Origin of the sequence: Pseudorhodoferax soli (assembly GCF_003337555.1) — a bacterium.
GTDB classification, from domain to species: Bacteria; Pseudomonadota; Gammaproteobacteria; order Burkholderiales; family Burkholderiaceae_C; genus Pseudorhodoferax; species Pseudorhodoferax soli.
On record NZ_QPJK01000005.1, the window covers coordinates 154,978 to 180,014 of the forward strand.

Here is a 25,037-nt window from a genome sequence, read left to right on the forward strand (position 1 = left end):
CGCGCCGGACCTGACGCATGGAGGGTGCGAGCGGTCATAGTCCGCCGCGTCGCCGCGCCCATGGATGGCCGGTGCTGCCTTCCATGGACCCCGCCCAAGACCTTCCGCTGATCGCCGCTCCGCACATCGCGCCGCCCCCGCCGGCGCCGCCGCGCCGTGCGCACCCCACGGTGCGGCTGGACTACGGGCTGCGCGTGGTGGGGCATGCGTTCTTCGGCGCCGTGGCGGTCTCGGCGTTCCACGCGCGCGACGTGCCGCTCGGCGTCTGGGTGCTGATGTGCGGCACGGCCTTGCTGTGGCCGCACCTGGCCTTTCTCGCGGCCAGCCGCGTGCGCAACAGCAAGCGCGCCGAACAGTGCAACCTGCTGATCGACAGCGCGCTGATGGGCGCCTTCTCGTTGCTGACGGGGCTCGACCTGTGGATCTGCACCGTCTCGTTCACCGCCATCAACGCGGCCAATCTCAGCATCGGTGGCGTGCGGCTGGGGCTGCTCGGTGTCGTCGCCTTCCTCGGCGGCCTGGTGTCGGCCGGGCTCGTGGCGGGCTTCGAAGTCTGGCCGGTGCCGGTCCTGGCGCAGGCCATGACGGCGTTGGCCGTCGTCACCTACACCGCCGCCTTCGGCCTGGTCTCGCATTTCCAGACGCGGCGGGCGATTGCCGCCAAGCGCGAACTGCGCGCGCGCAACCGCGTGATCGAGCAGCACCAGGACGCCCTGGAGCTGGCCCGCGCCGTTGCCGAAGAGGCCCGCATGGTGGCCGAGCGCGCACGCGAGCAGGCCGAGGCCGCCAACCGCACCAAGAGCAGCTTCCTGGCCAACATGAGCCACGAGCTGCGCACGCCGCTCAATGCGGTGATCGGCTACACCGAGATGCTGCAGGAGGACTTCGCCGCGCGCAGCGACCTGGCAGAGGCGCACGGCGACCTGGACCGCATCAGGGGTGCGGCGCGGCACCTGCTGCAGATGATCAACGACGTGCTGGACCTGTCCAAGATCGAGGCCGACCGCATCGAGCTCAGCGTCGAGCGCTTCGAGGTCGCCGGCCTGCTGGACCAGGTGGCTTCGACGACGCAGCCACTGCTCGCCGCCAACGGCAACCGCCTGGAGATCCGCTGCGCGCCCGGCGTGGGCACGCTGCAGTCGGACCTCATGCGCTTGCGCCAGGTGCTGTTCAACCTGATCTCCAACGCGGCCAAGTTCACGCGCGATGGCCGCATCGGCATCGAGGTCACGCGCGGGCACGATGCGGTCGGCCGGCCGACCGTGGTGTTCGAGGTGCGCGACACGGGCATCGGCATGACGCCCTCGCAGCTGGGCCGGCTGTTCCAGCCCTTCGTGCAGGCCGATGCCGATACCGCGCGCCACTACGGTGGCACCGGCCTGGGCCTGGCCATCAGCCGGCGGCTGTGCCGCTTGCTGGGCGGCGACGTGACGGCCACCAGCCAGGCCGGCGCGGGCAGCCAGTTCCGCGCGTCGGTGCTGGCGCACCTGCCGATGAGCGAACGCGCGGTGGACGACTGACATGCCGCGCATCCTGCTGGTCGAGGACAACGAGCTCAACCGCGACATGCTGTCGCGCCGGCTGGCGCGCCGCGGCTACGAGGTGGTCATGGCCGTCGATGGCCTGCAGGCGCTGGACATGGCCGCCAGCACCGGGCCGGCGCTGGTGTTGATGGACATGAGCCTGCCGCTCATGGATGGCTGGGAGACCACGCGCCGCCTCAAGGCCGATCCGGCGCTGCACGCGATCCCGGTGATCGCGCTCACCGCGCACGCCATGGAGGGCGACCGCGAACGCGCGCTGGCCGCGGGCTGCGACGACTTCGACACCAAGCCCATCGAGTTCGAACGCCTGTTGGGCAAGATCGAAGGCCTGCTGTGACCGCACTGCCGCCGCTGTCCGCACCGGCCGGAGCCAGCGCAGCGGCCGCGGCATCCACGGCATCCACGGCGGCCCTCGCGGCCCCCGCAGCCGGCACCGCTGCGCCGGCCGCGCGCCGCCTGCACGGCTCGGTGCGCGTGAACTACCCCGTGCGCATCGGCGCCCACCTGGCCGGCGGCCTGCTGCTGGGCTCGGTCTTCATGATGCGTCCGCCGGCCCAGATGTGGTGGGTGGCGGTAGTGATGCTGGTGTGGCCGCACCTGGCCCACTGGCTGAGCCGGCGCGCCAGGGACAGCAAGCGCAGCGAGTTGCGTGCGCTGCTGGTGGATTCGTTCCTGATGGGGGCCTATGGCGGGCTGTCGGGCTTCAACCCCTGGATCATCGTGGCGCTGGGCGGTGCCATGCACGCGTCCAACCTGGGTTCGGGCGGGGTGCGCCATGCGCTGCGCGGGCTGGCGCTGATGGTGGCGGGCGTGGCCGTGGGCGGCGCCCTGAACGGCTTCGAGGTGCGCCCCGACACCTCGCTGCTGACCGTCGCCCTGTCGGCCGCGGGCGCGGCGCTGTACCTCACGCTGTTCGGCCATGCGGTGCATGCGGAATCGCAGCGCACGGCCCGCATCCGCTCGGCCCTGCAGCAGCGCAACCAGGAGATCGAGGCGCAGGCCGTCCACCTGGAGCAGGCGCGCACCGAGGCGGAGGCCGCCAACAAGGCCAAGAGCGCCTTCCTGGCCAACATGAGCCACGAGCTGCGCACGCCGCTCAATGCCGTGATCGGCTACACCGAGCTGCTCGAGGAAGACCTGGCCGACACCGTCCCGCCCAGCGCCCGCGCCGACCTGGGCCGCATCAAGGGTTCGGCCAAGGACCTGCTGGCCATGATCAACGCGGTGCTCGACCTCACCCGGCTGGACGCCGGCACCGTGCAGCTGAACGCGGAGGACTGCGACCTGCGCGGCCTGCTGGCCTCCGTGGCGGCGGCCACGCAGCCGCTGATGCAGGCCAACAGCAACCGCATGGAGGTCGTGGTCGCGCCGGGGCTGGCGGTGCTGCATGTGGATGCCCTGCGCCTGCGCCAGGTGCTGGTGGCGCTGGTCTCCAACGCCGCCAAGTTCACCTTCGGCGGCGACGTGTGCCTGCGCGCCGGCACGCGCACCGGGCCGGGCGGCGCGCGGCAGGTGCGCTTCGATGTGGAGGACACCGGTATCGGCCTGGATGCCGACGAGATCGCGCGCCTGTTCCAGCCCTTCCTGCAGGCCGATGCGGGCAGCACGCGGGCCTTCGGCGGCACGGGCCTGGGGCTGGCCATCAGCCGCCGCATGTGCCGGCTGATGGGGGGCGACATCGAGGTGGCCAGCACGCTCGGCGAGGGCGCCTGCTTCACGGTCTGGCTGCCGCTGCAGGAGCGCGCCCCATGACAGGCCGCGGCGGCGTGGACCAGGGGTACTCCGACCGCGTCGCCTGCCGTGCCGAGATGGTGAACCTGCCGCAGCTGCTGGCCCTGGTGGCCCGTGCCGGCCAGCACCTGCGGCTGGACGCCCAGGCGCTGCACGACCTGCAGCTGATCACCGAGGAGGCGTGCGTCAATGTCATGCGGCACGCCTATCCGGTCGGGCAGCCGGGGCCGCTGGCCTTGGCCGTGCAGGCCGTGCAGGACGGAGCCGGGCGCCGCCTCGTGCTGACGCTCACCGACCAGGGCCGCCCCTTCGATCCGCTGGCGATGGCGCCGGTCGACACCCGTGCCGCGGCCGAGGCGCGCGCGCCCGGTGGCCTGGGTGTGCACCTGGTGCGCCAGCTGTCGGACCGCCAGCACTACCGGCGCGACCCGCGGCAAGGCAATGTCCTGACCATCGAGAAGCAGCTTGCGCCGGCCCCATCCAATCGACTTTGAGGAGAACACACTTGCAGATCGCCACGACCCAACACGACACGGTCCTCGTCCTGGCCATTGCCGGCAGCGTCGACAGCCTCAGTGCCGATGCGCTCACGCAGCGCTTTGCCGAGGCGATCGACCAGGGCGCCGTGCACCTGGTCGCCGACTTCGCGCAGGTCAGCTACACCAGCAGCGCCGGCCTGCGCGCCTTGCTCGGCACCGTCAAGCGCTGCCGCCTGGGTGGCGGCGACCTGCGTTTGGCGGCGCTGCAGCCGCCGGTGGCGCGGGTGCTGGAGATCGCCGGGTTCACGAGCATCCTCAACATCTTCGCGGACGTGCCGGACGCGGTGGCGAGCTTCGGGGGCGCGGCATGACCGGGGCGCTGGCCCGCCAGCCGACGGTGACGCTGGTGATCGGCTCGGGCAGCGTCAAATGCGCGGCCTCCATCGGCGTGGTCAAGGCGCTGGCCGATGCCGGCATCGGCATCGACCGGGTGGTCGGCTGCAGCGGCGGCGCGCTGTTCGCGGCCGGCGTGGCCTTCGGCTTCGACGCGGCCCGCATGACCGACATCACGCTGCGCGCCTGGACGCGCAAGGTCACCTCCAAGCGCAACCACATGGGCATGCTGCGCCTGCTGGCGCCCAAGCTGTTCGGTTTCCGCGCGGAGACCTTCGGCCTGCGCGACGATGCGCCGATGCTGGCCGCGTTCCGCGAGGTCTTCGGCGACCGGCGCATCGAGGACGCGCCGATCCCGCTGCACATCACGGCCACCGATTTCGCCAACGGCGATCTGGTCGAGCTCTCGCGCGGCGACCTGGTCTCGGCGCTGCGTGCCAGCGCCTCTCTGCCGCTGGCCTTCAAGCCCGTGGCCCTGGGCGGGCGCCTGCTGGTCGACGGTTACCTGGCCGATCCCATGCCGGTCAGCGTGGCGATGAAGAACGGCAGCCGCGTCATCGTCGCGCTGGGATTCGAGACGCCCTACCAGGAGAACATCCGCAGCGCCGGCCGCTTCGCGTCGCAGCTCAGCGCGATCCTGGCCAACAACCTGCAGAAGTCGCGCGTGGCCTTCCACAGCGCCACGCACCACTCGGAAATGATCCTCATCGTGCCGCAGTTCAAGGAACGCGTGCGCCTGTTCGACACCCACAAGGTGCCCTACATCATCCAGGAGGGCGAGGCGGCCGCGCGCCAGCAGCTGCCCTACCTGCAGGCGCTGTTCGATGCCGACCGCCAGCGCCTTGCCGTCGCCTGAGGGCGGAGCGGGTGGCGCGGGCCCCGAGCGGCCCATGCGCATCCTGGTGGTCGACGACCTCGAACTCAACCGCGACCTGTTGGTGCGCCGCCTCGCGCGGCTGGGCCATGCCACCGGCACCGCCAACAACGGCCGCGATGCGCTGGCGCAGCTGCGCGCACAGGACTGGGACCTGGTGCTGCTGGACATCACCATGCCCGAGATGGACGGCTACACCGCGCTGCAGCAGATCCGCGCCGATGCGCGGCTCGCCCAGCTGCCGGTGGTGATGGTCTCGGCCATCGACGAGACCGACAGCGTGGTGCGCTGCCTGGAGCTGGGCGCGGACGACTACGTCTCCAAGCCCTTCAACCCGGTGGTGCTGCAGGCGCGCATCGAATCCTCGCTGGCCAAGAAGCGGCTGCAGGACCACAGGAGCCAGCTGCTCGCGGCGCTCTCGCGCGAGCTGCAGATCGGCCAGCGCATCCAGCTGGGCTTCCTGCCGGCGCAGCTGCCGCAGTTGGCCGGCTGGTCGCTGGGCGCCAGCTGCGTGCCGGCGCGCCAGGTCGGCGGCGATTTCTACGACGCCTACGTGCTGCCCACGGGCGCGGTGGCGATGCTGGTGGCCGATGTGTGCGACAAGGGCGTGGGCGCGGCGCTGTACATGGCGCTGTTCCGCACGCTGCTGCGTGCGGTGGCCAGCCACACCGTCGCAGCGGAAACGCCGCAGGCCACGCTGGTGCGCAGCGTGGCCTTCACCAACGACTACATCGCCAACGTGCATGGCCACGAGAACATGTTCGCCACGCTGTTCTTCGCGCTGCTGGAGCCGGGCAGCGGGCAGCTGCACTACCTCAACGCCGGCCACGAGGCGCCGTTCCTGTGCCAGCACGCGGGCGGCGAGATGGAGCGGCTCGGCACCACCGGGCCGGCCGTGGGGCTGATGGCGGGCAAGCGCTGCACGGTGCGTTCGCTCTCGCTGGAGCCCGGCGCCCGGCTGTTGCTCTACACCGACGGCGCCACCGAGGCGCGTGGCCCGTCGGGCACCTTCGGCGAGGAAGCGCTGGTGCGCGCGCTGGCCGCTCCGGCGGTCGGCGCCCAGCCACTGGTCGACGGCGTGTGCGCGGCATTGGCGGCCCATGTCGGCGGCTTCGAGGCGCACGACGACGTGACACTGTTCGGCCTGGTGCGCGAATGAAGCAGCGCAGCGCGGCCGGCGAGGACGGTCGCCGACCAGGCGGGCCCGACACGCACCCTTGAATGAAAAAAGCCGCTCCTGCGAGCGGCTTGTGCGTTGCCGGCTGCAATGGCGCGGTGCGTCTGTGCACCCGCGCCACCGGCAGCGCCCTTACTTGGGCAACAGCACCTTGTCGACGACGTGGATCACGCCGTTGGACTGCATGACGTCGGCGATGGTCACGGTCGCCGTCCCGCCCTTCTCGTCGGTGACCATCACCTTGCCGCCGCTGGCCTTGGCCGTCAGGGTGCCGCCGGCGACGGTCTTGAGCGAAGCCGAGCCCTTGCCGTCCTCGATCATCTTCACCAGCGACTTGGCGTCCACCTTGCCCGGCACGACGTGGTAGGTCAGGATGCCGGTCAGCATGCCCTTGTTCTCCGGCTTGAGCAGGGTGTCGACCGTGCCTGCGGGCAGGGCGGCGAATGCGGCGTTCGTGGGCGCGAACACGGTGAACGGGCCCGGGCCCTTCAAGGTGTCCACCAGGCCGGCTGCCTTGACTGCGGCCACCAGGGTGGTGTGGTCCTTGGAGTTGACGGCGTTGTCGATGATGTCCTTGGTGGGCAGCATCGGTGCGCCGCCGACGGTGACCTGGGCGAAGGCGTTGACTGCACCGACCGACAGCACGGTCGCAAGAGCGATCGAAGCGAGTTTGGAAAAGCGTTGCATGGGGTCTCCTGTTGCAATGGCCGCCGCGGAGATGCGCGGCTGCACTGCACTTACGCGCCCTGCGCCACCGTGGATTGGTGGCGCCGTGCAATCGACTGCGATGCGCGATCACGTCCTACAAAACGGGACATGCCGGAGGGCCGGTCGAGAGGCGGACACGGCCTCTCGATCCTGCCGCGGCCCCTCACGGTGCGGGCTTGTGGAACAGCACCATCTGCGTGTTCACGGTCACGTTCTCGCTCGCATCGGGATCGCTGCGCGTGGTGAACTCCTTGGTGGCCATCACGTCGCCCCCGACGATGCGCCAGTTGCGGATCGCCATGGCCAGCGTCGGGTCGGCGAAGGGCTCGATCCAGGTCGGGTAGCCCGCGGTGACCCAGCTCTCGTAGTCGCTGGAGGTGGAAGGCTGGTCGCAGCCCGCGGGATCGCGCGGCGCGCGCAGCGTCACGCTGTAGCCCGATCCCAGGCCGGTGGGCGCCACCGCAGGCGTCAGGTAGAAATCGGCCACCTCGGCGCGCTGCGCCACGCCGCCCTGGCGCGCGGTGAAGCCCAGGGCGCCCCACACGGTCGCATCGACCGGTGCCGTGCTGTTGACCGAGGCGCAGGTGTGCGGATAGGCCACGCTGTAGCCGCTGGAGACGAGCGGCAAGGCCGCAGGCGAGGTGGCCACGTAGGAGCCACCGCTCTCGTAGAAGGCGATGCCCATGTTGAAGGGCAGCAGCACGCGCGCGCTGACGTTCTCCCGCACGGTGTGGGCGTCCACGCCCGAGCCCTCGCTCAGCACCATCTGCGAATCGATCTGCAGTTCGAAGTTCAGGCACTTGGCCGTGGCGGCCTCGGCATCCTGCAGCCAGGCCGGGTCGGCCACGCCGGGGCTGCCGGCCAGGCCCAGCAGCTGGGCCTGCCGCGACAGTCCCAGGTAGTAGGGCAGCATGCGCGTGATGATGTGCTCGTCGCGGCACAGCGCGTACTCCTCGCGCGTGCAGGCGGCGGTGGCCTGGGCCATGAGGTCGCCGTACAGCGCGCTCTGGCTGTAGGCGTCGTCCGGGTAGCCCAGCAGCTGGCGCTGGCGGCTGCGCCCCAGCACGGTCTGGATGGCGAGCCGGCCGGCCGCGCAGCTGCTGCCGGCGGCTGCGATGCGCGGCTTGAGCACCTCCTCGTCGTAGGCCGCGAAGATGTCGTCCAGGTTAAGCTGGGCCTGCGTCTGGCCCAGCAGCTGGCGCTGGCGTTCCTGCAGCAGCCGCTCGGCCGTGAGGCTTTGCAGCCGGGACTCGGCATCGCCGCCCAGGCGGTGGCGAGCAGGCTCCAGCGTGGCGTTGGTGCCCTGGCGCGCCAGCAGCAGCGCGTAGCCGCTGAAGTGCAGCAGCTTGAGGTTGACCTCGCGTGTGCTCGGGTCGAGTGCGGCCAGGGCCACGGTGTTGTCCGCGCCGCTCCAGCCGATCGGCAGCTGGCGTTCGATGGGCACGCTGGCGCCGGGTGGCGGCGTGATGGCCAGCGTCACGTGGTTGGTGAACCGGGCCCCCTCCGGGCCGAGCTGCACACCGTAGGCGGCATCGCTGGCCAGCCCCTCGACGGCCAGGCTGGCCAGCGGCGTGAGGCTGATGTCGGTGGGCTCCGTCAGCGCATTGGCCGGCACCGTGAGCGTGTAGACCGCGCCGTCGGCACCGGTGACCGACAGCGTGCCGCCGTCCAGCGGCACGCGCTGGGTGACGGTGCGCGCCGTGTCTGCGCTCAGCGTGGCGCGCATCGGGTTGGCGTCGACGGTGATGGCGGCCGAGCCGGTGCCGGTGCCGGTGCCCGGCCCTGGGCTTTCTGCCGCAGCGCCGTCGTCCCCGTCGCCGCCACCGCCACCGCCGCAAGCCGCGAGCACGGCCACGGCCAGGCCGATGGCGGCGCGCTGCAGCCAGGCGTGGCGGGAAGGGTGGGCAGGCCGGGTGCGGGCCTCGTCGGCGGCATGGTGCATGGAACCTCCGTGTGGGTGCCGTCGGCGAACGCCGAAGCGCATGCAGCATAGGCAGCGCCGCGCCCGGCAGACAGTGTCCCGAGTCATGCCGCGCAGGCCGCTGCGCCGCGCCAGGAGGTCAGGGAGGCGGAGCTGCGCCCGGCTGCCGCCTGGTGCGGTCAGTGCGCAGCGCTGCCCGGGGCGGGCGCATCGGCGGCGTGGCGCAGCGTGTACAGGCCCACATCCACGCGCCCGCTGCGAAAGCCGGCCTCGCAGTAGCAGAGGTAGTACTCCCACAGCCGCTTGAAGCGCTGGTCGAAGCCCTGGGCGGCGATGGCCGGCCAGGCCGCGAGGAAGCGCCTGCGCCATTCGACCAGCGTGGCCGCGTAGCTGTCGCCGAACAGCAGTTCGGTCTGCAGCACCAGGCCGGCGCGTGCCGCCTGTTCGCGCAGCGCGGTGGGCGAGGGCAGCATGCCGCCCGGGAAGATGCAGCGCTGGATGAAGTCGGCGCCGCTGCGGTAGCCCTCGAAGTGCGCATCGGCGATCGTGATGGCCTGCAGCACCACATGGCCACCCGGCGCCAGGCGCTCGCGCAGCGTGGCGAAGTAGGTGGGCCACCAGGCCTCGCCCACGGCCTCGACCATCTCAATGGAGACGATGCGCGCGTAGCGGCCCTGCACGTCGCGGTAGTCCTGCAGGCGCAGGTCCAGCTGGCGCGCGCAGCCTTCGGACACCGCGCGCTGGCGCGCGAAGGCCAGCTGCTCGGTCGACAGCGTGAGCCCCGTCACGTGCGCACCGCGGCGCTGCGCCAGGGCGAGCGCGAGCGCGCCCCAGCCGCAGCCGATTTCCAGCACCCCGCCGCCAGGCGGCGCATCGACCAGCGCGACGATGCGGTCCAGCCGCGCGGCCTGCGCTTCCTCGAGCGAGGCGTCGGGCCGCAGGTACAGCGCGCTGGAGTACAGCATGCTGGCATCCAGCCACTGGGCGTAGAAGTCATTGCCCAGGTCGTAGTGGAAGGCGATGTTGTCGCGGCTGCCGCGCCGCGTGTTGGCGCGGCGCAGGTGGGCCAGCCGGGCCAGCTTGCGCGCCCAGGCCTTGCCCTGCAGCCGCGTGCCGGCCTGCTGGTCGTTGGCCGCGCCGAACTGCAGCAGCGCCACCAGGTCGGGCGTGGACCAATCGCCATCGCGCCAGGAGCGCGCCAGGCCCAGGTCGCCCTCGGCGGCCAAGCGCAGCAGCGGGCGCCAGCGGTGCAGCACGAGCTGGGCGTGGGGGCCGGGCGCGGCGCCGCGTGCCAGCAGGCGCTCGCCGTGCGGCAACACCACCGTGAGTTCACCGCAGGCCAGGTCGGCCAGTTGGCTGCGCAGGGCCTGGCGCAGCAGGCGTTGCAGCAAGGTTGCAGGCGTGCTGGGCGCGGCAGCGTGGGGCAGCAGGTCGGTGGCAGGCTTCATGGGGTGTGGTCGGGCGAAGGGCGGGTGGCGAAGCTGACGGGCTCGGCCGGGGCGGGCGGGCGGGGGTGTAGGCGCGCACCCTTGCACCACAGCTGCAGCGCCTCCCAGTGGATGGCGGCGATCACCTTGAACGTGAGCAGCGGGTGCGTGCAGAAGGCGCGCAGCAGCGCGCCGTCGGTGAGCGGGCGTCGCCGCGCGTCCAGCCGCGCGAGCAGCACGGCGCCCTGGGCATCGTGGGTCTGCACGCCGATGGACAGCTGCTCGCCCGGCGGCCGCACGCGGAAGCGGTAGTGCATGTCCAGCGGCAGGAACGGCGAGACGTGCATGCGCTTGTCGCAGCGCTGGTTGACCCAGGCGCTGTCCTGCGCGGGATCGACCGGAATCAGGTAGCTGTGCCGTTCGCCGAAGGTGTTGTTGACCTCGTACAGGATGGCCTGCAGCGCACCCGCCGGCGCGTGGCAGAAGTAAACCGCGAGCGGGTTGAAGGCATAGCCGAGGATGCGCGGCATCGCCAGCAGGCGGATCGCGCCGCCCACGGGCAGGCCGGCCGCGCGCAACTGGCGTTCCACATGGGCGCGCGGGCCCTCGGGCTCGCCGGCGCCGTGGTCGCGCCGGTGGAAGCTGAACAGGTTGAAGCGGTCCAGCGAGAACAGCCGCAGCCGGGCGGCCAGGGCCGGCAGCTCGTCCAGGTCCAGCAGCAGCGAGAACACGCGGTAGCGCAGGCGGTGGCGCAGCGGGCGCAGCCGCTGGTGCGAGACCACGCCGGTGTACAGCGCGCTGCTCATGCGGCGACGGCGCCGGACAGGACGATGCGGCCGGATTCGTTGGCCACGTTCCAGGGGCGGCGCACGCCGCCCAGGGCCTCGGCCACGGCCAGGCCGGCCTGCAGCCCGTCCTCGTGGAAGCCGGCGCCGAAGTAGGCGCCGCAGAACCAGCTGCGCCGCTGGCCCTGCAGCGACCACAGCCGGGCCTGCGCACGCAGCGCCTCGGCATCGAACACCGGATGCGCGTAGACCTCGGTGCGCACCAGGTGTTCGGGCCGCGGCGGCCGTGGGGGGTTCAGCGTGACGAACAGCGGACGGTCCTTGGCGATGCCCTGCAGCCGGTTCATCCAATAGGTCACGCACAGCGCATCGGGGCGCGCGCGGTCGGCCAGGTAGTTCCAGGCCGACCAAACGGCGCGGCGCCGCGGCATCAGCGCCGGGTCGCTGTGCAGCACCGCCAGGTTGCGGGTGTAGCCGAAGGCGCCCAGCAGGTGGCGTTCCTCGCTGCTGGCGTCGGGCAAGAGGCGCAGGGCCTGGTCGGCGTGGCAGGCCAGCACCACCTGGTCGAAGCGCCCGGGGTGCCAGCCCTCGCGCGTGCGCAGGCGCACGCCTTCGGCATGGCGCTGCACCTCGAGCACGGCGCTGTCCAGGTGCAGGCGCTCGCCGAAACCCTGCGTGAGCGCGCGCACATAGCTGCGGCTGCCGCCCCGCACGGTGCGCCAGCGCGGCCGGCCGCTCACGCGCAGCAGGCCGTGGTTCTCGCAGAAGCGCACGAAGGCGGCGGTCGGGTAGCGGCCGACCTGCGCGGCCGGGGTGGACCAGATCGCCGCGGCCATGGGGTACAGGTGGTCTTCGCGCAGCGCGCTGCCGTAGCCGTGCGCGTCCAGGTATTCGTCCAGCGGCTGCAGGCCCGCTGCGGCAGCGTGGCCTGGGGCCTCGCGGTAAAAGCGCATCAGCTCGCGCAGCATGCGCCAAAAGCGCGGGCGCAGCAGGTTGCTGCGCTGGGCGAACAGGCCGTTGAGGTTGGTGCCCGCGTACTCGAGCGCGCCGCCGTCCAGGCTCACGCCGAAGGACATGTCGGTCGCCTGCGTCGCCACGTTCAAATGGGCGAACAGGGCCGTGAGGTTGGGGTAGGCCGGTTCGTTGTAGACGATGAAGCCGGTGTCCACGGGCACGGTTCCGCCCGGGCCCGGCGCATCGACCGTGTGGCTGTGCCCGCCCGGCCGGCGGTCGGCCTCGAACACATGGACTTCGTGCCGCTGGCCGAGCAGCCAGGCCGCCGAGAGGCCGGCGATGCCGCTGCCGACCACGGCCACGCGCAGGGGCTGGGTGCCGGCCATGGCGGCCGGTGCAGGTGACGAGGTGTGTGCTGGGCGCATGCGCAAGATCCTTGGGGGCCTGGGGCCATGTTCTGCGGCTTCTACGCGCCCGCAGCCCTTTTGGATCTGCGCAGGCGGCCCACAGTGATCCGATGCGGGGCCCGCTGCGTAAGATCGATCATGCACCCCCTGCAGCCCTCTTCATCCGCACCGACGGAGTCCGTCGTGTCCGGGCTGCGTCCCAGCCATCTGTCCATCGTGCCACCTCCCGGTTCCCGCAACGCAACGCCCAGCCCCGAGGACCTGGCCGGCTGGGTGCGCGCGGTCGCGCACGCGGGCGACCGCCAGGCCTTCGGCCAGCTGTTCACCCACTTCGCGCCGCGCATCAAGAGCTACCTGCTGCGTGCCGGCACCGACGACGCGCTGGCCGAAGACCTGGCGCAGGAGACCATGGTCCTGGTGTGGCGCAAGGCCGCGCTGTTCGATGGCGCCCAGGCCGGCGCCGCCACCTGGGTCTTCACGATCGCACGCAACCTGCGCGTGGACCGGTTCCGCCGCCAGGGCGGTGCCGCCGCGCTGCAGGCGGACGATGTCGACATCGACGCCCTGGCGCATGCCGCGCCCGAGCCCGCGGCCCAGCTGCACACCCAGCGCATGGAACGCCAGGTGCAGGCCGCGCTGCGCCAGTTGCCGGCCGAGCAGGCGCTGGTGCTGCAGCTGTCCTACTACGAAGACCAGCCGCATGCGCGCATCGCCGAGCGGCTGGGCATCCCTCTGGGCACGGTGAAGTCGCGTGTGCGGCTGGCCGTGAACCATTTGCGGCGTCTGCTGGCCGCCTTCGAAGACCCCACGCCATGAGTTCCGAAAGCATCCAACACCATCCCGGCGACGATCTGTTGCTGGCCCTTGCGGCAGGGCAGTTGCCGACCGCGCCCGCGCTGGTGCTGACCGCCCACGTGGAAGGCTGCGCGCAGTGCCAGGAGCAGCTGCGCGTGCTCGAGGCTGCTGGCGGCGCGCTGCTGCAGGAACTGGCGCCGGCCACGCTGCGCGAGGACGCCTTGGCGCGCACACTGGCTGCCATCGACACGCCGCGCCCGGCGCCTGCGGCCGTGCCCGTGCGCGGCTTGCCGCCACTGCCGGCCGGCGCCCACTGGCCGGGCGCACTGGCCGGCTGCCAGATCACGCGGTGGCGCTGGATGGCGCCCGGCATGCGCTACGCGCGGGTGCGCGTGCCGCGTGATCCTTCTGCCAATGTGGTGCTGCTGCGCATCGCGGCCGGCATGTACCTGGCCCAGCACACGCACAGCGACCGCGAGTTCACGCAGGTGCTGCACGGCAGCTTCCATGACGGCCGCGCCCAGTTCGGCCCGGGCGACTTCGATGCTGCCGATACGCAGGTGCACCACCAGCCGGTGGTGCAGGCCGGCAGCGAATGCATCTGCCTGGCCTCGATCGAAGGGCGGCTGGAGTTCGACGGCTGGTTCGCGCGCAGGCTGGGGGCGCTGGTCGGGATGTAGCGGCTGCGGGCTGGCTACCATGCCGGCCATGCCCAGCGCCATCGTCGAGATCCGGACCACCTACGCGCCCGAGGTGGAAGTCCAGCTGCTGGAGACCGTCCACGCGGCCATCGTGCAGGCGTTCAAGGTGTCGCCGGTCCACCGCAACGTCACACTCGTCGTGCATGCACCGCACCGCTTCCTGGGGCGCACAGACTGCCTTGCGCCCGAACGGCTGACCAACGTCAGCATCTTCGTGTTGCCGGGCCGCTCCGTGGCGGCCAAGCGGGCGCTCTACAAACTGCTGGTGGACGGGCTGGAGCTGCTGGGCATTCCCCGTGCCTGTGTGCTCATCCGGCTGCACGAACTGCCGCCGGAGAACATCGGCGTGCGGGGCGGCCTGCCGGTCTGCGATGTCGCGCTGGGCTACCCGGTCGACATCTAGGCTCAGCTCTTGGCGAACAGCCCATGCAGCCAGGGCGCCGCCGCAGCGCCGCCCGCCGCTGCCACCGCCGTCACGAAGCTGCCCCAGGCTAGGTCGGCCAGCGTCACATGCCAGGGCCAATCCTTGAGCACGGCCTGGTTGGTCAGGTCGAAGGTGCCATAGGCGACGAGGCCCAGCAAGGCGCCGTGGCCCAGTGCGGCAAGCACCGGCTTGCGTGCCTCCAGCGCCGGCGCGATGGCGAAGAACACGATGCCACCCACATAGAGCAGGTAGAACAGGGCGGCCGGCCCGACGGCGAAGCGCTCGGCCATCAGGTGGCCGATGGCGGGCCGGTACAGCCGTTCCGCCATGCTGCCCAGCCAGACGGCGTCCAGCGCCAGGAAGGTGAGGGCGGCGGCGACGTAGGCGATGGCGATCTGGGGCAGCGGCATGGAGGAACTCCGACGGGGGGATGGCCGGGAGTACGCGGCGGCCGCGGTTTCGGATCACCCGCGCAGCAGCACCAGGCCAGGTGGCAGTGCCTCGCCGAACACGCGGCGCTGGTCGGCCTCGTCCAGCGCCGTGGGCTCGCGCACCATCGCGGCCCAGCTCGGCGCGGCGTGGGCAGCCTGCAGCCGGTTGGCGATCTGCAGGCGCAGCGCCTCGGGCAGGTCACGGGCGCGGTCGCCCGTGGCCTGGGCGATCTGGGCCACAGCGAAGGCGGCCGCCTCGTCGCGCGGCCAATCGGGCGCGATGGCCTCGATGCGCTCCAGCCAGGCCTGGGCCGTGGCCGGCGGCAGCACGTGGTGCAGGCTGGCGTACAGCGGCTGGCGTGCGCCCAGGCGGCCCAGCGCCCACCAGAGTTCGGCCGTGGCGCCTTGCGCCAGGCGCTGCAGCACCCAGCCGCCGAACTGCGTCTTCTGGGCCGTGTCGATGCGCTCGAAGGAGGCGGCCATGCGCAGCAGCTCGTCCAGCGCCTGCATGGGTGGGCCGTCGGGCCTGGCGATGTCGTTGCCACCGGGCGGCTGCAGGTAGTAGGCGATGACCTCATAGACCATCTGCTGCTGCTCGGCGTCCAGGCCGCCCGCGATGCGGCGCCAGAGCAGCCACCATTCGGACCACTGCTGGCTGTCGTGGCTGTGGGCGATGCCGGGGCCGAACAGTTCCCACATCTGTTCCATGCGCCAGCCGTCCAGCGGGTCGCCGTAGCCGGGACGCAGCGTGAAGCCGACCAGGTTGAACCAGCTGCGTTCGTGCTGCAGCGAGCGTCGGCGGCGCTTGGCGCCTTGCAGCAGCGCGCCGAACAGCGTGCGCAGCAGGGCCCCATGCCAGGTGCCGCGCTCGCCCAGCAGGCGCTCCAGCGTGGCACGGAGTTGGCGGACCTCCTTGGCGTCCACGCCCTGTTTCTTGTCGCCATAGGCGCGGGCGATCGCGGACAGGGCCTCGGGCAGGCGCGGATGGGCGGCCACGGGCGCATCGGCGTCCTGCATGGCCGCCTCGCTGCGCAGCTGGAATTGCAGCTGCCAGCGCTGGCGTGGTGCATCGGCTGCGACGCAGTGCATCTCCAGTGTGCCGACCTCCGTGATCTGGGCTTCCAGCAGCACCTGCACCTCGCCGGCCGCTCCGGCCCTGGGCTGCAGCACGGTGGCGATGGGCGGCAGGCGCTGCAAGTCGCCCTGCAGCGCGACTAGATCGCCAGCGCTGTGGCGCAGGTCGACGGCGCTGGTGGCGAGGTTGAAGCGCACCGGGCGGCCCAGCCGCAGGCTGAAGCGCTGTGCCTGGAGCCGCACGACCTCGCCCTCGGGCGTGCCATGCGGCAACACGCACACGCCCTGGCCGTCCTCGAGCGCGAGGTAGTAGGCGCGCGCGGCGCCGCTGCGGATGCGCGGCGCGTTGCCGGCGCGGGCCATGGCGTAGGCGACGGCACCGCGCGCGACGGCGGCGTCCAGTTGCGGGGCGTCCAGCAGATGCACCGGTGTGGCGCCGGCGGCCTGCCAGCTGCGCAGCGTGGCGAGCAGGCGCTCGCGCAGCACCTGCGCATGGAACACGCCACCGTTGAGCAGCACGGTGTCCGGCAGGGCGCCGCCCTGGCGCTGCAGGAAGGCGGCGATGTGGCGCGTGATGGCCGCGTCGCTGGCATAGGGCAGGCCGAACTCCACCAAGGCACCGCGTGCGCGCTGGGGCTGCGCGTCGGCCGCCACCTGCGGAAAGAAGCCTTCGACCAGCAGCCGGTCCACATCGGCGCGGGTGAGCGTGGCCGAGCGCGCGCCGCCGATCAGCCGGCTGCCGCTGCCCTGCAGCGTGACCGTCGTCTCCGCCGGCCCATCGGCGGCCAGCAGGCGCTCCTTGGCGCTGCGGCAGCGCTGCGTGAGCTGGGCGAGCTGGATGGCGCTGAGACGGGCGTCCGGTGTTCCGCCCGACAGCCGTGGCTCGATCCAGCGCGCCAGGGCGAGGTCCATGTTGTCGCCGCCCAGCACCAGGTGGTCGCCCACGCCTGTGCGTGCGAGCTGCGGCTGGCCTTGCGCGTCCAGCGTGACATCGATCAGCGTGAGGTCGGTGGTGCCACCGCCCACGTCGACCACGAGCAGGCGACGCGTGCCGGCGAGCTGCTGCGCCAGATCATCGCGGTGGGCGTGGACCCAGTCGTAGAAGGCGGCCTGTGGCTCCTCGATCAGGTGCACCGCGCCCAGGCCAGCCAGGGCTGCCGCCTGCAGGGTCAGCTGGCGCGCGCCGTCGTCGAATGAGGCAGGCACTGTCAGCACCGTGGGCTGCTCGGCCAGCGGCGCCTCCGGATGGGCCTGGTCCCAGGCCTGGCGCAGGTGCCGCAGGTAGCTCGCGCTGGCCTCGAGCGGTGAAACCTTCAGCACCTCATCCGGCGCGCCCCACGGCAGGATGGCGGCCGTGCGGTCGACTGCCGGGTGCGACAGCCAGCTCTTGGCACTGGCCACCAGCCGCCCCGGCGTCTGCTGGCCCAGCTCGCGCGCGAAGGCGCCCAGGATGGCCGGCTCGTCCGATGGCCAGGGCAGGGGCAGGTCTGCCGCCGCCACGGCACCTGCGGCCGCATGGAACCGCAGCGAAGGCAGCAGCGGCCGCGGAGCCACCTCGCCGGCGGCGATGCTCTGCGGGACGGGGAAGACCTGGATGCCATCCGCACCGACCGGCGCGAACGCCAGCACGGTGTGGGTCGTGCCCAGGTCGATGCCGATGCGGAAGGCGGCGCTCACCGGGCTACCTTCAGCATCGTTGGCGAAGCGACCATCTTGGCGCGGGATCGGCACAGCGCCCGCATGTCACGCCGGTGCGCAAGGGCCTGCAACGGCCGGCCTCGCCGTCGTACGGTGGCGTCATGCCGCCTTGTGCGGCACGAGTTTCACCTGCAGGTCACAGCCCACGGCGGCCGCGTATCTCTTCAAGGTGGCCAGCGAAGGCGCATGCTTCCCGGCGGCTTCGAGCCGGGAGACGGCGCTCTTGGTGGTGCCCATGCGCGCGGCCACCGCATCCTGCGTCAACCCGGCCTTGGCGCGCGCCTTCAACATCTGGCCGGCCAGCGTGTATTCCAGCGCCAGCGCGTCGTAAGCCTCGGCGAAGCCGGGGCGCTGCCTGGCCTCGGCCAGGAACGCGGCGTGGTCGTGGCGAACGGGCTTGTACTTCAGCTCAGCCATGTTGCAACTCCTTGAGGCGCTTGCGCGCGAGCTTCAATTCAGCGTCCGGCGTCTGCTGCGACTTCTTGATGAACGCATGCAACACCACGACGCGCTTGCCAACGAGAAAGCAGTAGAAGGCGCGGCCGATACCGGAGCGTCCGCGGGGACGCAACTCGAACAGGCCGTCGCCGAAAGCACGCGAGTGCGGCAGGCGCAGGCTGGGCCCGTGCTCTGCCAGCAGTTCGACCAGCCGCGCGTAGTCGGCCAGCACTTCCACGGGCCATGACCGGATCTCCGAAAGCACCCGTTCGTGAAAGTAGCTGATCTCGTATGGCATGCGATGTTAGCAAGAATGTGAACACCGCCAATGCGCAGCGCGTGGATGTCCCACGGCGAGCGCGGGCATGGCATCAGGCCGTTTGGTCTCCGCGCACGTCGAACTCCACCTTCCACTGCGCGCCGCCGGCAGCTTCGGCCAGCAGCTCCAGCGTGCCGATCTCCGTCACGCGTGCGCGCAGTTGCACCGGCACGACCTCGCCCACGGCGCGGCCTTCGGCCGGCAGCGTGGCCTCGATGCCGGCGAGCTCCTGCAGTTCTTCGGGCGACCAGAAGTCCAGCAATGTGCCGGGCTGGTCCTCACGCCGCACCGAGGAGCCGAAGAAGCGAAAGCGCACCGATTCGCCGACCACCAGGCCCAGCTGCTGCGGCGGCAGCGGTGCCTCCGTGCCTTCCTCCATGCCGAAGGGCGCCACGCACAGCGCCTGCACCGGCGGCTCCAGCCCGGGCACGGCCGGCATGCTCGATTCGATGCCCACGTAGTACGCCTGGGCCGTGCCGCCGCGGATGCGGATGCCCTGGCCTTGGCGCACCTGGCCGTAGTAGGCCGCACCGCGTGCCACGGCGTGGTCCATGTCGGTGCCCTGCAGCAGCCGCGCGGCGGGCGCGCCATCGGCGGCCAGCCAGGCGTTCAGCGTGTCCAGCACGCGCGCCACCAGCAGCTGGGACTTGAACACCCCGCCGTTGAACAGCACGGCCGTGGGATGCAGGAAGCTGGCGCCTTCGGCCTGCGCGAAGCCTGCCAGCTGCGCCGTGGCGCCGACCTGGCGGCCCAGCAGCGCGGCCAGATGGCGCGTGACGGCAGCGTCCTGCGCATAGGGCAGGCCGATCTGCGTGAGGCCGGCGCGCGGGCGGCTGAGGGGTCGGGCGCCGCTCTCGACAGCCGGAAAGAACCCTTCCAGCAGGATGGTGCGCAGCAGTTCGCGCTGGAGTTCGGTCTTGATCGAGCCACCGATGAGCCTGGAGCCACGGCTGGGCACGACCAGTGGCACGCTGTGCAACTGGTCATCGCTGAGCAACTGCTCCTTGGCCAGGCGGCAGGCGTAGGTCAGCGCGCGCATCTGCCAGGGGTCCAGCTGCCTGCCTTCGGCGGCCAGGCCGCGCGCCACGCCATGGGCCAGCGCGAGGTCCATGTTGTCGCCGCCCAGCAGGATGTGCTCGCCCACGGCCACGCGGTTGAGCTGCAGGTTGCCGGCGTCCTCGGTCACGGCGATCAGCGAGAAGTCGCTGGTGCCGCCGCCCACGTCGACAACGAGGATCACGTCGCCCACCTGCACCTGCTTGCGCCAGTCGCCGTTGCCGCTCTTGCCGCTGTGGCCGGCGATCCAGCTGTACAGCGCGGCCTGGGGCTCTTCCAGGAGCGTGATCCCCTGGTAGCCGGCGGCCTGCGCGGCCTCGGCCGTCAGCTCGCGCGCGGCCGGGTCGAAGGAGGCCGGGATGGTGACCGTGACCGATTGCTGCTCGAACGGTGCCTCCGGATGGCGGTGGTTCCAGGCGTCGCGCAGGTGCTGCAGGTAGTGCGTGCTGGCGGCCAGCGGCGAGATGCGTTCGACCTCGGCCGGTGCGTCGGCCGGCAGGATGCCGGCGCGGCGGTCCACCCCCGCATGGCCCAGCCAGCTCTTGGCGCTGGAGACCAGGCGGATCGGCGTCAGCGCGCCGTGGCTGCGTGCCCACTCGCCCGTGATGCGGGCCGGCGCGGCGTTCCAGGGCAGGGCCAGGTCGCCGGCAGCGAACTCGCTGGCGTTCGGCATGTACAGGAAGGATGGCAGCAGGGCGAAGTCCTGCACGGCGCCGGGGCCGCTCTGCTGGGCGATGGGCAGGATCTCGGGTGCGGCACCCTCGGTCTGCAGGTCGACCCAGGACAGCGCGCTGTGCGTGGTGCCCAGGTCGATGCCGATGGCGTACTTCGTCATGCCGACACCTCGGCACTGCGCGCTGCGGTACCCGCCTCCTTGCGGACGGCCTGGTGGGCCCGGCTCACAGCTCGACCTCCGCGGGTGCGATCACGCGTGCATCGTGCCCTGCCGTCAGCGCCGGCAGCCGCACGGCCGTCGCGCGCCAGCCCTTGTGCTGCAACGTGCCGGTGAACGGCGGCTGGCCCACCACGTTGCCCGTCACGCGCACGGCGGCGGCGTCGAAGCCGGCCGGCAGCGTCAGGCGGGTGCCCTCGGCCTCGGCCCGGACGGGCTCCAGGTCGAAGGTCTCCTGCAGTACCTTGCGCGCGCCGCCGTGCAGCAGGCGCGCGGCACCGCCGACGTCCGCGTCGGAGTAGGCGGCGATGTCTTCCTGCAGGAAGTCGACGAAGCGGGCTTCGCGCTGCAGCAGCGCCAGCAGCTGCAACGCCGCATCGACGTTGGCCGTGGCGCGCACGGGTGCGGGTGCGGGGGGCGGGGGCGGCGGGGCCTGCACGGGCGCGGGGGCAGGCACCTCGCTGGCCAGCGGTGCGCCGGCACGCAGGGCCTGCACGCGGGCGGCCAGGCGGCCGTCGCCCAGCAACGCGAAGAAGCTGCCAATCGCCAGGGACAGGCGGGAGAGGAAAGGAAGGGCTTGTGGTTCGGTCATGGACAAAAAGGGCGCAACGGGCGGGCGGCCCGGCGGAGGCGACGGGCCGTGCAAGCCCTATTGTCTTGGATGCAGCAATGGGCCCCGCAGAGCAGGGCTGTGGCCGCGGGCCGCAGGCGCTGCGGGGGCCTCCGGGCGCAATGCGCCTGGCAGCCGACGGGCGGCGCTGCCCTGGCGGCCCGGTGGGACGGGAGGTGATACAACCGGTCACTTTTCCATCTCCGGCGCATGTCGAGCCGCCGCCGTCCCCGCATGATCTGGCCCTCGTTCTTCTCCCGCAACCCCGCCCCAGAGGCCGATCCCGCATTGCCGCTGATCGATCCGATCGGCGAGGCACTGGCCCAGACGGCGCTGCAGGTGGACGATCCGCGCCGCGTGCTGGCCGTTCTGCGGGATCTGGCCATGCGGGCCGAGCCGGTCACGCTGTTTCCCGCAGACGGCGGCGCGCCGCAATGCGGCCGGCTGGTGCAGGTGGTCGAGCCGGGCGAGCGCGTCGTCGTCCATGTACGTGGGCCTCAGCTGCCTGCGAACGGCGCCGCGCTGGTGGTGGCCGCGCCGGAGGGGCTGCGGCTGCAGTTCCATGCCGATCTCACCTGGCAGCAGCAGGCGGGCGACCTGCTGTCCGCGCGCGCGCCGCTGCCGGCCAGCCTGCTGCAGCTGCAGCGGCGCCGCTTCACGCGGCAGGAAACGCCGCTGGGCCCTGCGCTGCGGGCGGTGTTCCAGGCCAAGGGCAAGCGGCGCGTGCTGACGGTGGATGACCTGTCGCTCGGTGGCGTGGGCCTGCGCGGCCCGCTGGCCGAGCACCGCGACCTGGCGGCCGGCCTGCGGCTGGAGCGGGTGCGGCTGGAGCTCGGCTCGGTCGTGCTGATGGACCTGCGGCTGGACATCTGCTCGCGCCGGGCCTACAAGTCCTTCCTCGCGGGAGAGCAGTTGCACTTCGGCTGCGAGTTCGTCGACCTCGGCGAGGCCAGCCAGCAGACCGTGCAAAAGCTGCTGGCGCGCATGGACCAGGGCACGGGCGCGTTCCAGGACACGGCGCTCTAGCCGCGCCGCCGCACCTAGGACACCGCGCCGTACACCAGGTTCTTGTAGAGCATCCGCGTGTGGATGCGGTTGGACGGGCATTGCGCCATCAGCACGCCCGCCAGCCGTTCGCGCGGGTCGATCCAGAAGCTCGTGCCCCAGGCGCCCGCCCACATCGCATCGCCGGTGCTGCCGGGCGTCCAGCCCACGCCGTCGTACAGGCGCACGCCCCAGCCCAGGCCGAAGCCGTAGCCCGGCCCGGTGGTGGCGTTGGGCACACCGGCCTTGCCGACCAGGTGGTCGGACAGCATGAATTCGGTGGTCTTGCGCGAGAGGTAGCGCGTGCGCCCGTCCGTGCCGCCGTTGAGCACCATCTGCGCGAACTTGAGGTAGTCCGCGCCCGTGCCGACCAGGCCGGCACCGCCCTTGAGGTATTGGCGCGGCGCCGGGTCGCTGTCCTGCCGGTAGGCCCGCAGCATGGCGGCCTTGAGGGGATCGCTGTCCAGCGTCTCGGCCAGGCGCGCGCGCTTGGCAGGCGGCACCCACCAGGCCGTGTCTGTCATGCCCAGCGGGCCGAGCAGCAGCTCCTGCGTCAGCACATCGAGGCGCTTGCCCGACACGCGCTCCAGCAGCAGGCCCAGCACGTCGGTGGCGATCGAATAGAACCAGGTGGTGCCGGGCTGGTAGAGCAGCGGGATGGTGCCCAGGCGCTTGAGCATCTCGTCGCCCGAGATGTCGGTCTCCAGCGATTCGATGTTGAGTTCGGCGTACATCTTGGCGATGCGCGGCGAGGGGCTGGCCGGGCCGTAGACCAGGCCCGCCGTGTGCATGAGCAGGTCCTGCACGGTGATGGGCCGCGCCAGTGCCACGTCGCCCTGCGGCGTCTCGACCTTGAGGTTCTTGAACTCGGGCAGCCAGTTCGTCACCGGGTCGTTGATCTTGAGCTGGCCCTGCTCGGCCAGCATCATGGTCGCCACCGAGGTGATGGGCTTGGTCATCGAGGCCAGGCGGAAGATGGCGTCGCGCGGCATCGGCCGGGTCTTGGCGGCATCCAGGAAGCCCACGGCCTCGTGGTGCACGATCTTGCCGTCCTGCGCCACCAGCGAGACCGCACCCGCGAAGGTGCCGATGCCCACCTGCGCATCCAGGGCCGGCGCGATGCGGGCCAGCCGGTCGGCCGACACCATGGTGCGCGGCACGGCCGGCGTGCTGGCGCACCCGGCGAGGAAGGTGCTGCCCAGGGCGGAAAAAGCGAGCTGGCGCCGCGTGATCGTCATGCCTTGTCTCCCGATTCGTTGTTCAAGCGCGCAGATTCTTTCGATCTTCGGCATCAATTGGCGAACGGGTAAACCCCAGAAGACCGCGGGCCAGGGCCGCCCAATTGTTTCAATAAGCAATCAGGCGGCGAACCCGCCGTCGATCAGCAGGCTGCCGCCCGTGACCATTCCGGCTTCCGGGCCCACCAGGTAGGCCACCATGGCGGCGATTTCGTCGGGGTGGGCGTGGCGGTCGATCGCCATCAGGCCATGCATGCCGGCCGCCATCGGCCCGTCGGCGGGGTTCATGTCGGTGTTGACCGGGCCGGGTTGCACGTTGTTGATGGTGATGCCGCGCGGGCCCAGGTCGCGGGCCAGGCCACGCGTGAGTCCGACGATCGCGGCCTTGCTCATGGCGTAGACGGCGCCGCCGGCCCAGGGCATGCGCTCGGCGTTGGTGCTGCCGATGTTGACGATGCGCCCGCCCTGGCCCATGTGGCGCGCGGCCGCCTGCACGGCGACGAACACGGCGCGCACGTTGACGTCCAGCGTGCGGTCCAGGTCTTCCAGCCGGAAGCTGTCGAGCTCGCCCATCACGGCCACGCCGGCGTTGTTGACCAAGATGTCCAGCCGGCCCAGCTGGGCGGCGGCCCGGTCGATGGCGGCGCGCAGCGCATCGGCGTCGGCGCTGTCGGCCTGCACGGCCAGCGCGCGGCCGCCAGCGCCCTCGATCTCGGTTGTGAGCGCAAGGGCCGCGGCTTGCGAACCGGCGTAGCTGAAGGCCACGGCTGCGCCGTCGCGCGCCAGGCGGCGGACGATGGCGGCGCCGATGCCGCGGGAGCCGCCCGTGACGAAGGCGGCCTTGCCGGCCAGGATGGGCGAGGGGGATGTGGCGGATGCGGTCATGGCAGAACTCCTGTGGTGGTGGGATGCCCACAGTGTCGGGACGTCGCGCTGATCGCGGTAGCCGTGAATGGGATGGATCAATTTCAACTGTTGGTTGAAAATTGCGGCATGCCTTCCTTGAGCCATCTGGACTGCTTCGTCAAATCCGCCGAGCGCGGCAGCTTCTCGGCGGCCGCCCGGCTGCTGGAACTCACGCCGGCCGCGGTGAGCAAGAACATCGCGCGGCTGGAGGCCGAACTTGGTGTGCGCCTGTTCCAGCGCAGCACACGCCAGCTGAGCCTGACCGAGGGCGGCGAGCGCCTGCTGGCCCAGGTCGGCGGGCCGCTGGCCGCGCTGGCTGACGCGGTTGGCCATGCCGCCGAACAGGACCGCCAGCCGGCCGGCACGCTGCGCGTGAGCATGGGACAGGCCTTCGGCCGGGCTTACTTGGTGCCCCTGCTGGACGCGTTCCTGCGGCGCTACCCAGCCGTGGTGCCGGACTGGCGCTTCGAGAACCGCCAGGTCGACCTAATCGGCGAGGGCTTCGACGCCGGCATCGGCGGCGGACTGGAGCTCAAGCCGGGCATGGTGGCACGCACGCTGGGCCGCATCCACATCGTGGCGGTGGCGGCGCCAGGCTACCTGGCGGGCCGGCCGGTGCCACGCCACCCCTCGGACCTCACCGCGCTGGACGGCATCGTGCGCCGCTCCAGCCAGAACGGCCGCATCTACCAGTACACGCTGCGCCGTGCCGACGGCGAAGTGGCGGCGGCCGTGCTGCGCACCCGCGTGGTGTTCGACGACCCGGAAGCCATGTGCCAGGCCGCCATGCTGGGCCTGGGCGTGGCCCTGCTGCCGATGCCTTTTGCCGTGCCCTGGCTGCAGAGCGGGGCGCTCGCGCGCGTGCTGCCCGGCTGGTCGGCCGAAGCCGGGCCAATCTCTCTGTACTACCCGGCCAAGAAGCTGCTGCCGGCGCGCACGCGGGTGTTCGTGGATTTCGTGCTGGAGCAGTTCCGCGAACGTGGCTTCGAGCGGCTGGTCGAGACCATCTGA

The 25,037-nt window shown here is 71.8% G+C and carries 25 protein-coding genes; 12 read left to right on the plus strand and 13 right to left on the minus strand.

What is annotated here, in order from left to right; all coding sequences use genetic code 11:
• Window positions 1–83 precede the first annotated feature (83 nt).
• From DES41_RS18655 to DES41_RS18685, 7 genes are read left to right on the plus strand one after another with little or no spacing between them, the layout of a single operon-like run.
• Window positions 84–1,520: an ATP-binding protein gene (locus DES41_RS18655; protein ID WP_170168217.1), complete on the plus strand. Its 1,437-nt coding sequence runs from the start codon at window positions 84–86 to the stop codon at window positions 1,518–1,520.
• A gap of 1 nt (window position 1,521) precedes the next feature.
• Entirely contained in the window at window positions 1,522–1,881 is a 360-nt protein-coding gene (locus DES41_RS18660) for a response regulator (protein ID WP_114469169.1), read from the plus strand.
• Window positions 1,878–3,296: an ATP-binding protein gene (locus DES41_RS18665; protein WP_114469170.1), complete on the plus strand. Its 1,419-nt coding sequence runs from the start codon at window positions 1,878–1,880 to the stop codon at window positions 3,294–3,296. The genes DES41_RS18660 and DES41_RS18665 overlap by 4 nt, the downstream gene beginning before the upstream one ends.
• Window positions 3,293–3,769, plus strand: a complete 477-nt coding sequence (locus DES41_RS18670) for an ATP-binding protein (RefSeq protein WP_114469171.1) — start codon at window positions 3,293–3,295, stop codon at window positions 3,767–3,769. Before DES41_RS18665 ends, DES41_RS18670 begins: the two co-directional genes overlap by 4 nt.
• 11 nt (window positions 3,770–3,780) lie before the next feature.
• Complete coding sequence (locus DES41_RS38450; RefSeq protein ID WP_170168218.1) at window positions 3,781–4,125, plus strand: STAS domain-containing protein; 345 nt, start codon at window positions 3,781–3,783, stop codon at window positions 4,123–4,125.
• Window positions 4,122–5,003 carry a patatin-like phospholipase family protein gene (locus tag DES41_RS18680; RefSeq protein ID WP_114469172.1) on the plus strand — a complete coding sequence of 294 codons (882 nt, stop codon included), beginning with the start codon at window positions 4,122–4,124 and terminating at the stop codon, window positions 5,001–5,003. The genes DES41_RS38450 and DES41_RS18680 overlap by 4 nt, the downstream gene beginning before the upstream one ends.
• Complete coding sequence (locus DES41_RS18685) at window positions 4,972–6,180, plus strand: PP2C family protein-serine/threonine phosphatase (RefSeq protein WP_114469173.1); 1,209 nt, start codon at window positions 4,972–4,974, stop codon at window positions 6,178–6,180. The genes DES41_RS18680 and DES41_RS18685 overlap by 32 nt, the downstream gene beginning before the upstream one ends.
• Before the next feature lie 150 nt (window positions 6,181–6,330).
• On the opposite strand, the gene DES41_RS18690 is transcribed toward DES41_RS18685, so the two are convergent.
• From DES41_RS18690 to DES41_RS18710, 5 genes are all read right to left on the minus strand, one after another.
• A complete protein-coding gene (locus tag DES41_RS18690; RefSeq protein WP_114469174.1) occupies window positions 6,331–6,885 on the minus strand; it encodes a fasciclin domain-containing protein in 555 nt (184 codons plus the stop codon).
• Window positions 6,886–7,069: 184 nt separating this feature from the next.
• Window positions 7,070–8,848 (minus strand): DUF4402 domain-containing protein, encoded by a 1,779-nt coding sequence (locus DES41_RS18695; protein WP_114469175.1) that lies wholly within the window; start codon window positions 8,846–8,848, stop codon window positions 7,070–7,072.
• A gap of 158 nt (window positions 8,849–9,006) precedes the next feature.
• The gene (locus tag DES41_RS18700; protein WP_114469176.1) at window positions 9,007–10,275 is read right to left on the minus strand and encodes an SAM-dependent methyltransferase; all 1,269 of its coding nucleotides are present in this window, start codon (window positions 10,273–10,275) and stop codon (window positions 9,007–9,009) included.
• A complete protein-coding gene (locus DES41_RS18705) occupies window positions 10,272–11,060 on the minus strand; it encodes a DUF1365 domain-containing protein (RefSeq protein WP_114469177.1) in 789 nt (262 codons plus the stop codon). The genes DES41_RS18700 and DES41_RS18705 overlap by 4 nt, the downstream gene beginning before the upstream one ends.
• Window positions 11,057–12,418, minus strand: coding sequence for an NAD(P)/FAD-dependent oxidoreductase (locus DES41_RS18710; protein ID WP_114469178.1), 1,362 nt, complete (start codon window positions 12,416–12,418; stop codon window positions 11,057–11,059). Before DES41_RS18710 ends, DES41_RS18705 begins: the two co-directional genes overlap by 4 nt.
• 120 nt (window positions 12,419–12,538) lie before the next feature.
• Here DES41_RS18710 and DES41_RS18715 point away from each other — a divergent pair, with 120 nt between their 5' ends.
• Genes DES41_RS18715 through DES41_RS18725 form a run of 3 tightly spaced genes read left to right on the plus strand, consistent with a single transcriptional unit; the run spans window position 12,539 to window position 14,299 of the window.
• Entirely contained in the window at window positions 12,539–13,216 is a 678-nt protein-coding gene (locus DES41_RS18715; protein ID WP_114469179.1) for a sigma-70 family RNA polymerase sigma factor, read from the plus strand.
• The gene (locus DES41_RS18720) at window positions 13,213–13,875 is read left to right on the plus strand and encodes a ChrR family anti-sigma-E factor (protein ID WP_114469180.1); all 663 of its coding nucleotides are present in this window, start codon (window positions 13,213–13,215) and stop codon (window positions 13,873–13,875) included. The genes DES41_RS18715 and DES41_RS18720 overlap by 4 nt, the downstream gene beginning before the upstream one ends.
• A 28-nt stretch (window positions 13,876–13,903) precedes the next feature.
• The gene (locus DES41_RS18725) at window positions 13,904–14,299 is read left to right on the plus strand and encodes a tautomerase family protein (protein WP_170168219.1); all 396 of its coding nucleotides are present in this window, start codon (window positions 13,904–13,906) and stop codon (window positions 14,297–14,299) included.
• Between the two features lie 2 nt (window positions 14,300–14,301).
• On the opposite strand, the gene DES41_RS18730 is transcribed toward DES41_RS18725, so the two are convergent.
• The 6 genes from DES41_RS18730 to DES41_RS18755 all read right to left on the minus strand — a co-directional run bounded on the left by DES41_RS18730 (window position 14,302) and on the right by DES41_RS18755 (window position 20,820).
• Window positions 14,302–14,730, minus strand: coding sequence for a DUF2177 family protein (locus DES41_RS18730; RefSeq protein WP_342769668.1), 429 nt, complete (start codon window positions 14,728–14,730; stop codon window positions 14,302–14,304).
• Window positions 14,731–14,784: 54 nt separating this feature from the next.
• A complete protein-coding gene (locus DES41_RS18735; RefSeq protein ID WP_114469182.1) occupies window positions 14,785–17,502 on the minus strand; it encodes an Hsp70 family protein in 2,718 nt (905 codons plus the stop codon).
• A gap of 120 nt (window positions 17,503–17,622) precedes the next feature.
• A complete protein-coding gene (locus DES41_RS18740; protein ID WP_114469183.1) occupies window positions 17,623–17,940 on the minus strand; it encodes a helix-turn-helix domain-containing protein in 318 nt (105 codons plus the stop codon).
• Entirely contained in the window at window positions 17,933–18,259 is a 327-nt protein-coding gene (locus tag DES41_RS18745) for a type II toxin-antitoxin system RelE/ParE family toxin (protein ID WP_114469184.1), read from the minus strand. Before DES41_RS18745 ends, DES41_RS18740 begins: the two co-directional genes overlap by 8 nt.
• A 73-nt stretch (window positions 18,260–18,332) precedes the next feature.
• Window positions 18,333–20,171 carry an Hsp70 family protein gene (locus tag DES41_RS18750; protein ID WP_114469185.1) on the minus strand — a complete coding sequence of 613 codons (1,839 nt, stop codon included), beginning with the start codon at window positions 20,169–20,171 and terminating at the stop codon, window positions 18,333–18,335.
• 64 nt (window positions 20,172–20,235) lie between these two features.
• Window positions 20,236–20,820: a DUF2760 domain-containing protein gene (locus DES41_RS18755; RefSeq protein WP_114469186.1), complete on the minus strand. Its 585-nt coding sequence runs from the start codon at window positions 20,818–20,820 to the stop codon at window positions 20,236–20,238.
• 252 nt (window positions 20,821–21,072) lie between these two features.
• On the opposite strand from DES41_RS18755, the gene DES41_RS18760 reads away from it, so the two are divergent.
• Window positions 21,073–21,864: a PilZ domain-containing protein gene (locus DES41_RS18760; protein ID WP_114469187.1), complete on the plus strand. Its 792-nt coding sequence runs from the start codon at window positions 21,073–21,075 to the stop codon at window positions 21,862–21,864.
• Between the two features lie 14 nt (window positions 21,865–21,878).
• Here DES41_RS18760 and DES41_RS18765 read toward each other — a convergent pair whose 3' ends face one another.
• Window positions 21,879–23,120, minus strand: a complete 1,242-nt coding sequence (locus DES41_RS18765) for a serine hydrolase domain-containing protein (protein WP_114469188.1) — start codon at window positions 23,118–23,120, stop codon at window positions 21,879–21,881.
• 120 nt (window positions 23,121–23,240) lie between these two features.
• The gene (locus tag DES41_RS18770) at window positions 23,241–24,005 is read right to left on the minus strand and encodes an SDR family oxidoreductase (protein WP_114469189.1); all 765 of its coding nucleotides are present in this window, start codon (window positions 24,003–24,005) and stop codon (window positions 23,241–23,243) included.
• 108 nt (window positions 24,006–24,113) lie between these two features.
• Here DES41_RS18770 and DES41_RS18775 point away from each other — a divergent pair, with 108 nt between their 5' ends.
• Window positions 24,114–25,037: a LysR family transcriptional regulator gene (locus DES41_RS18775; protein WP_114469190.1), complete on the plus strand. Its 924-nt coding sequence runs from the start codon at window positions 24,114–24,116 to the stop codon at window positions 25,035–25,037.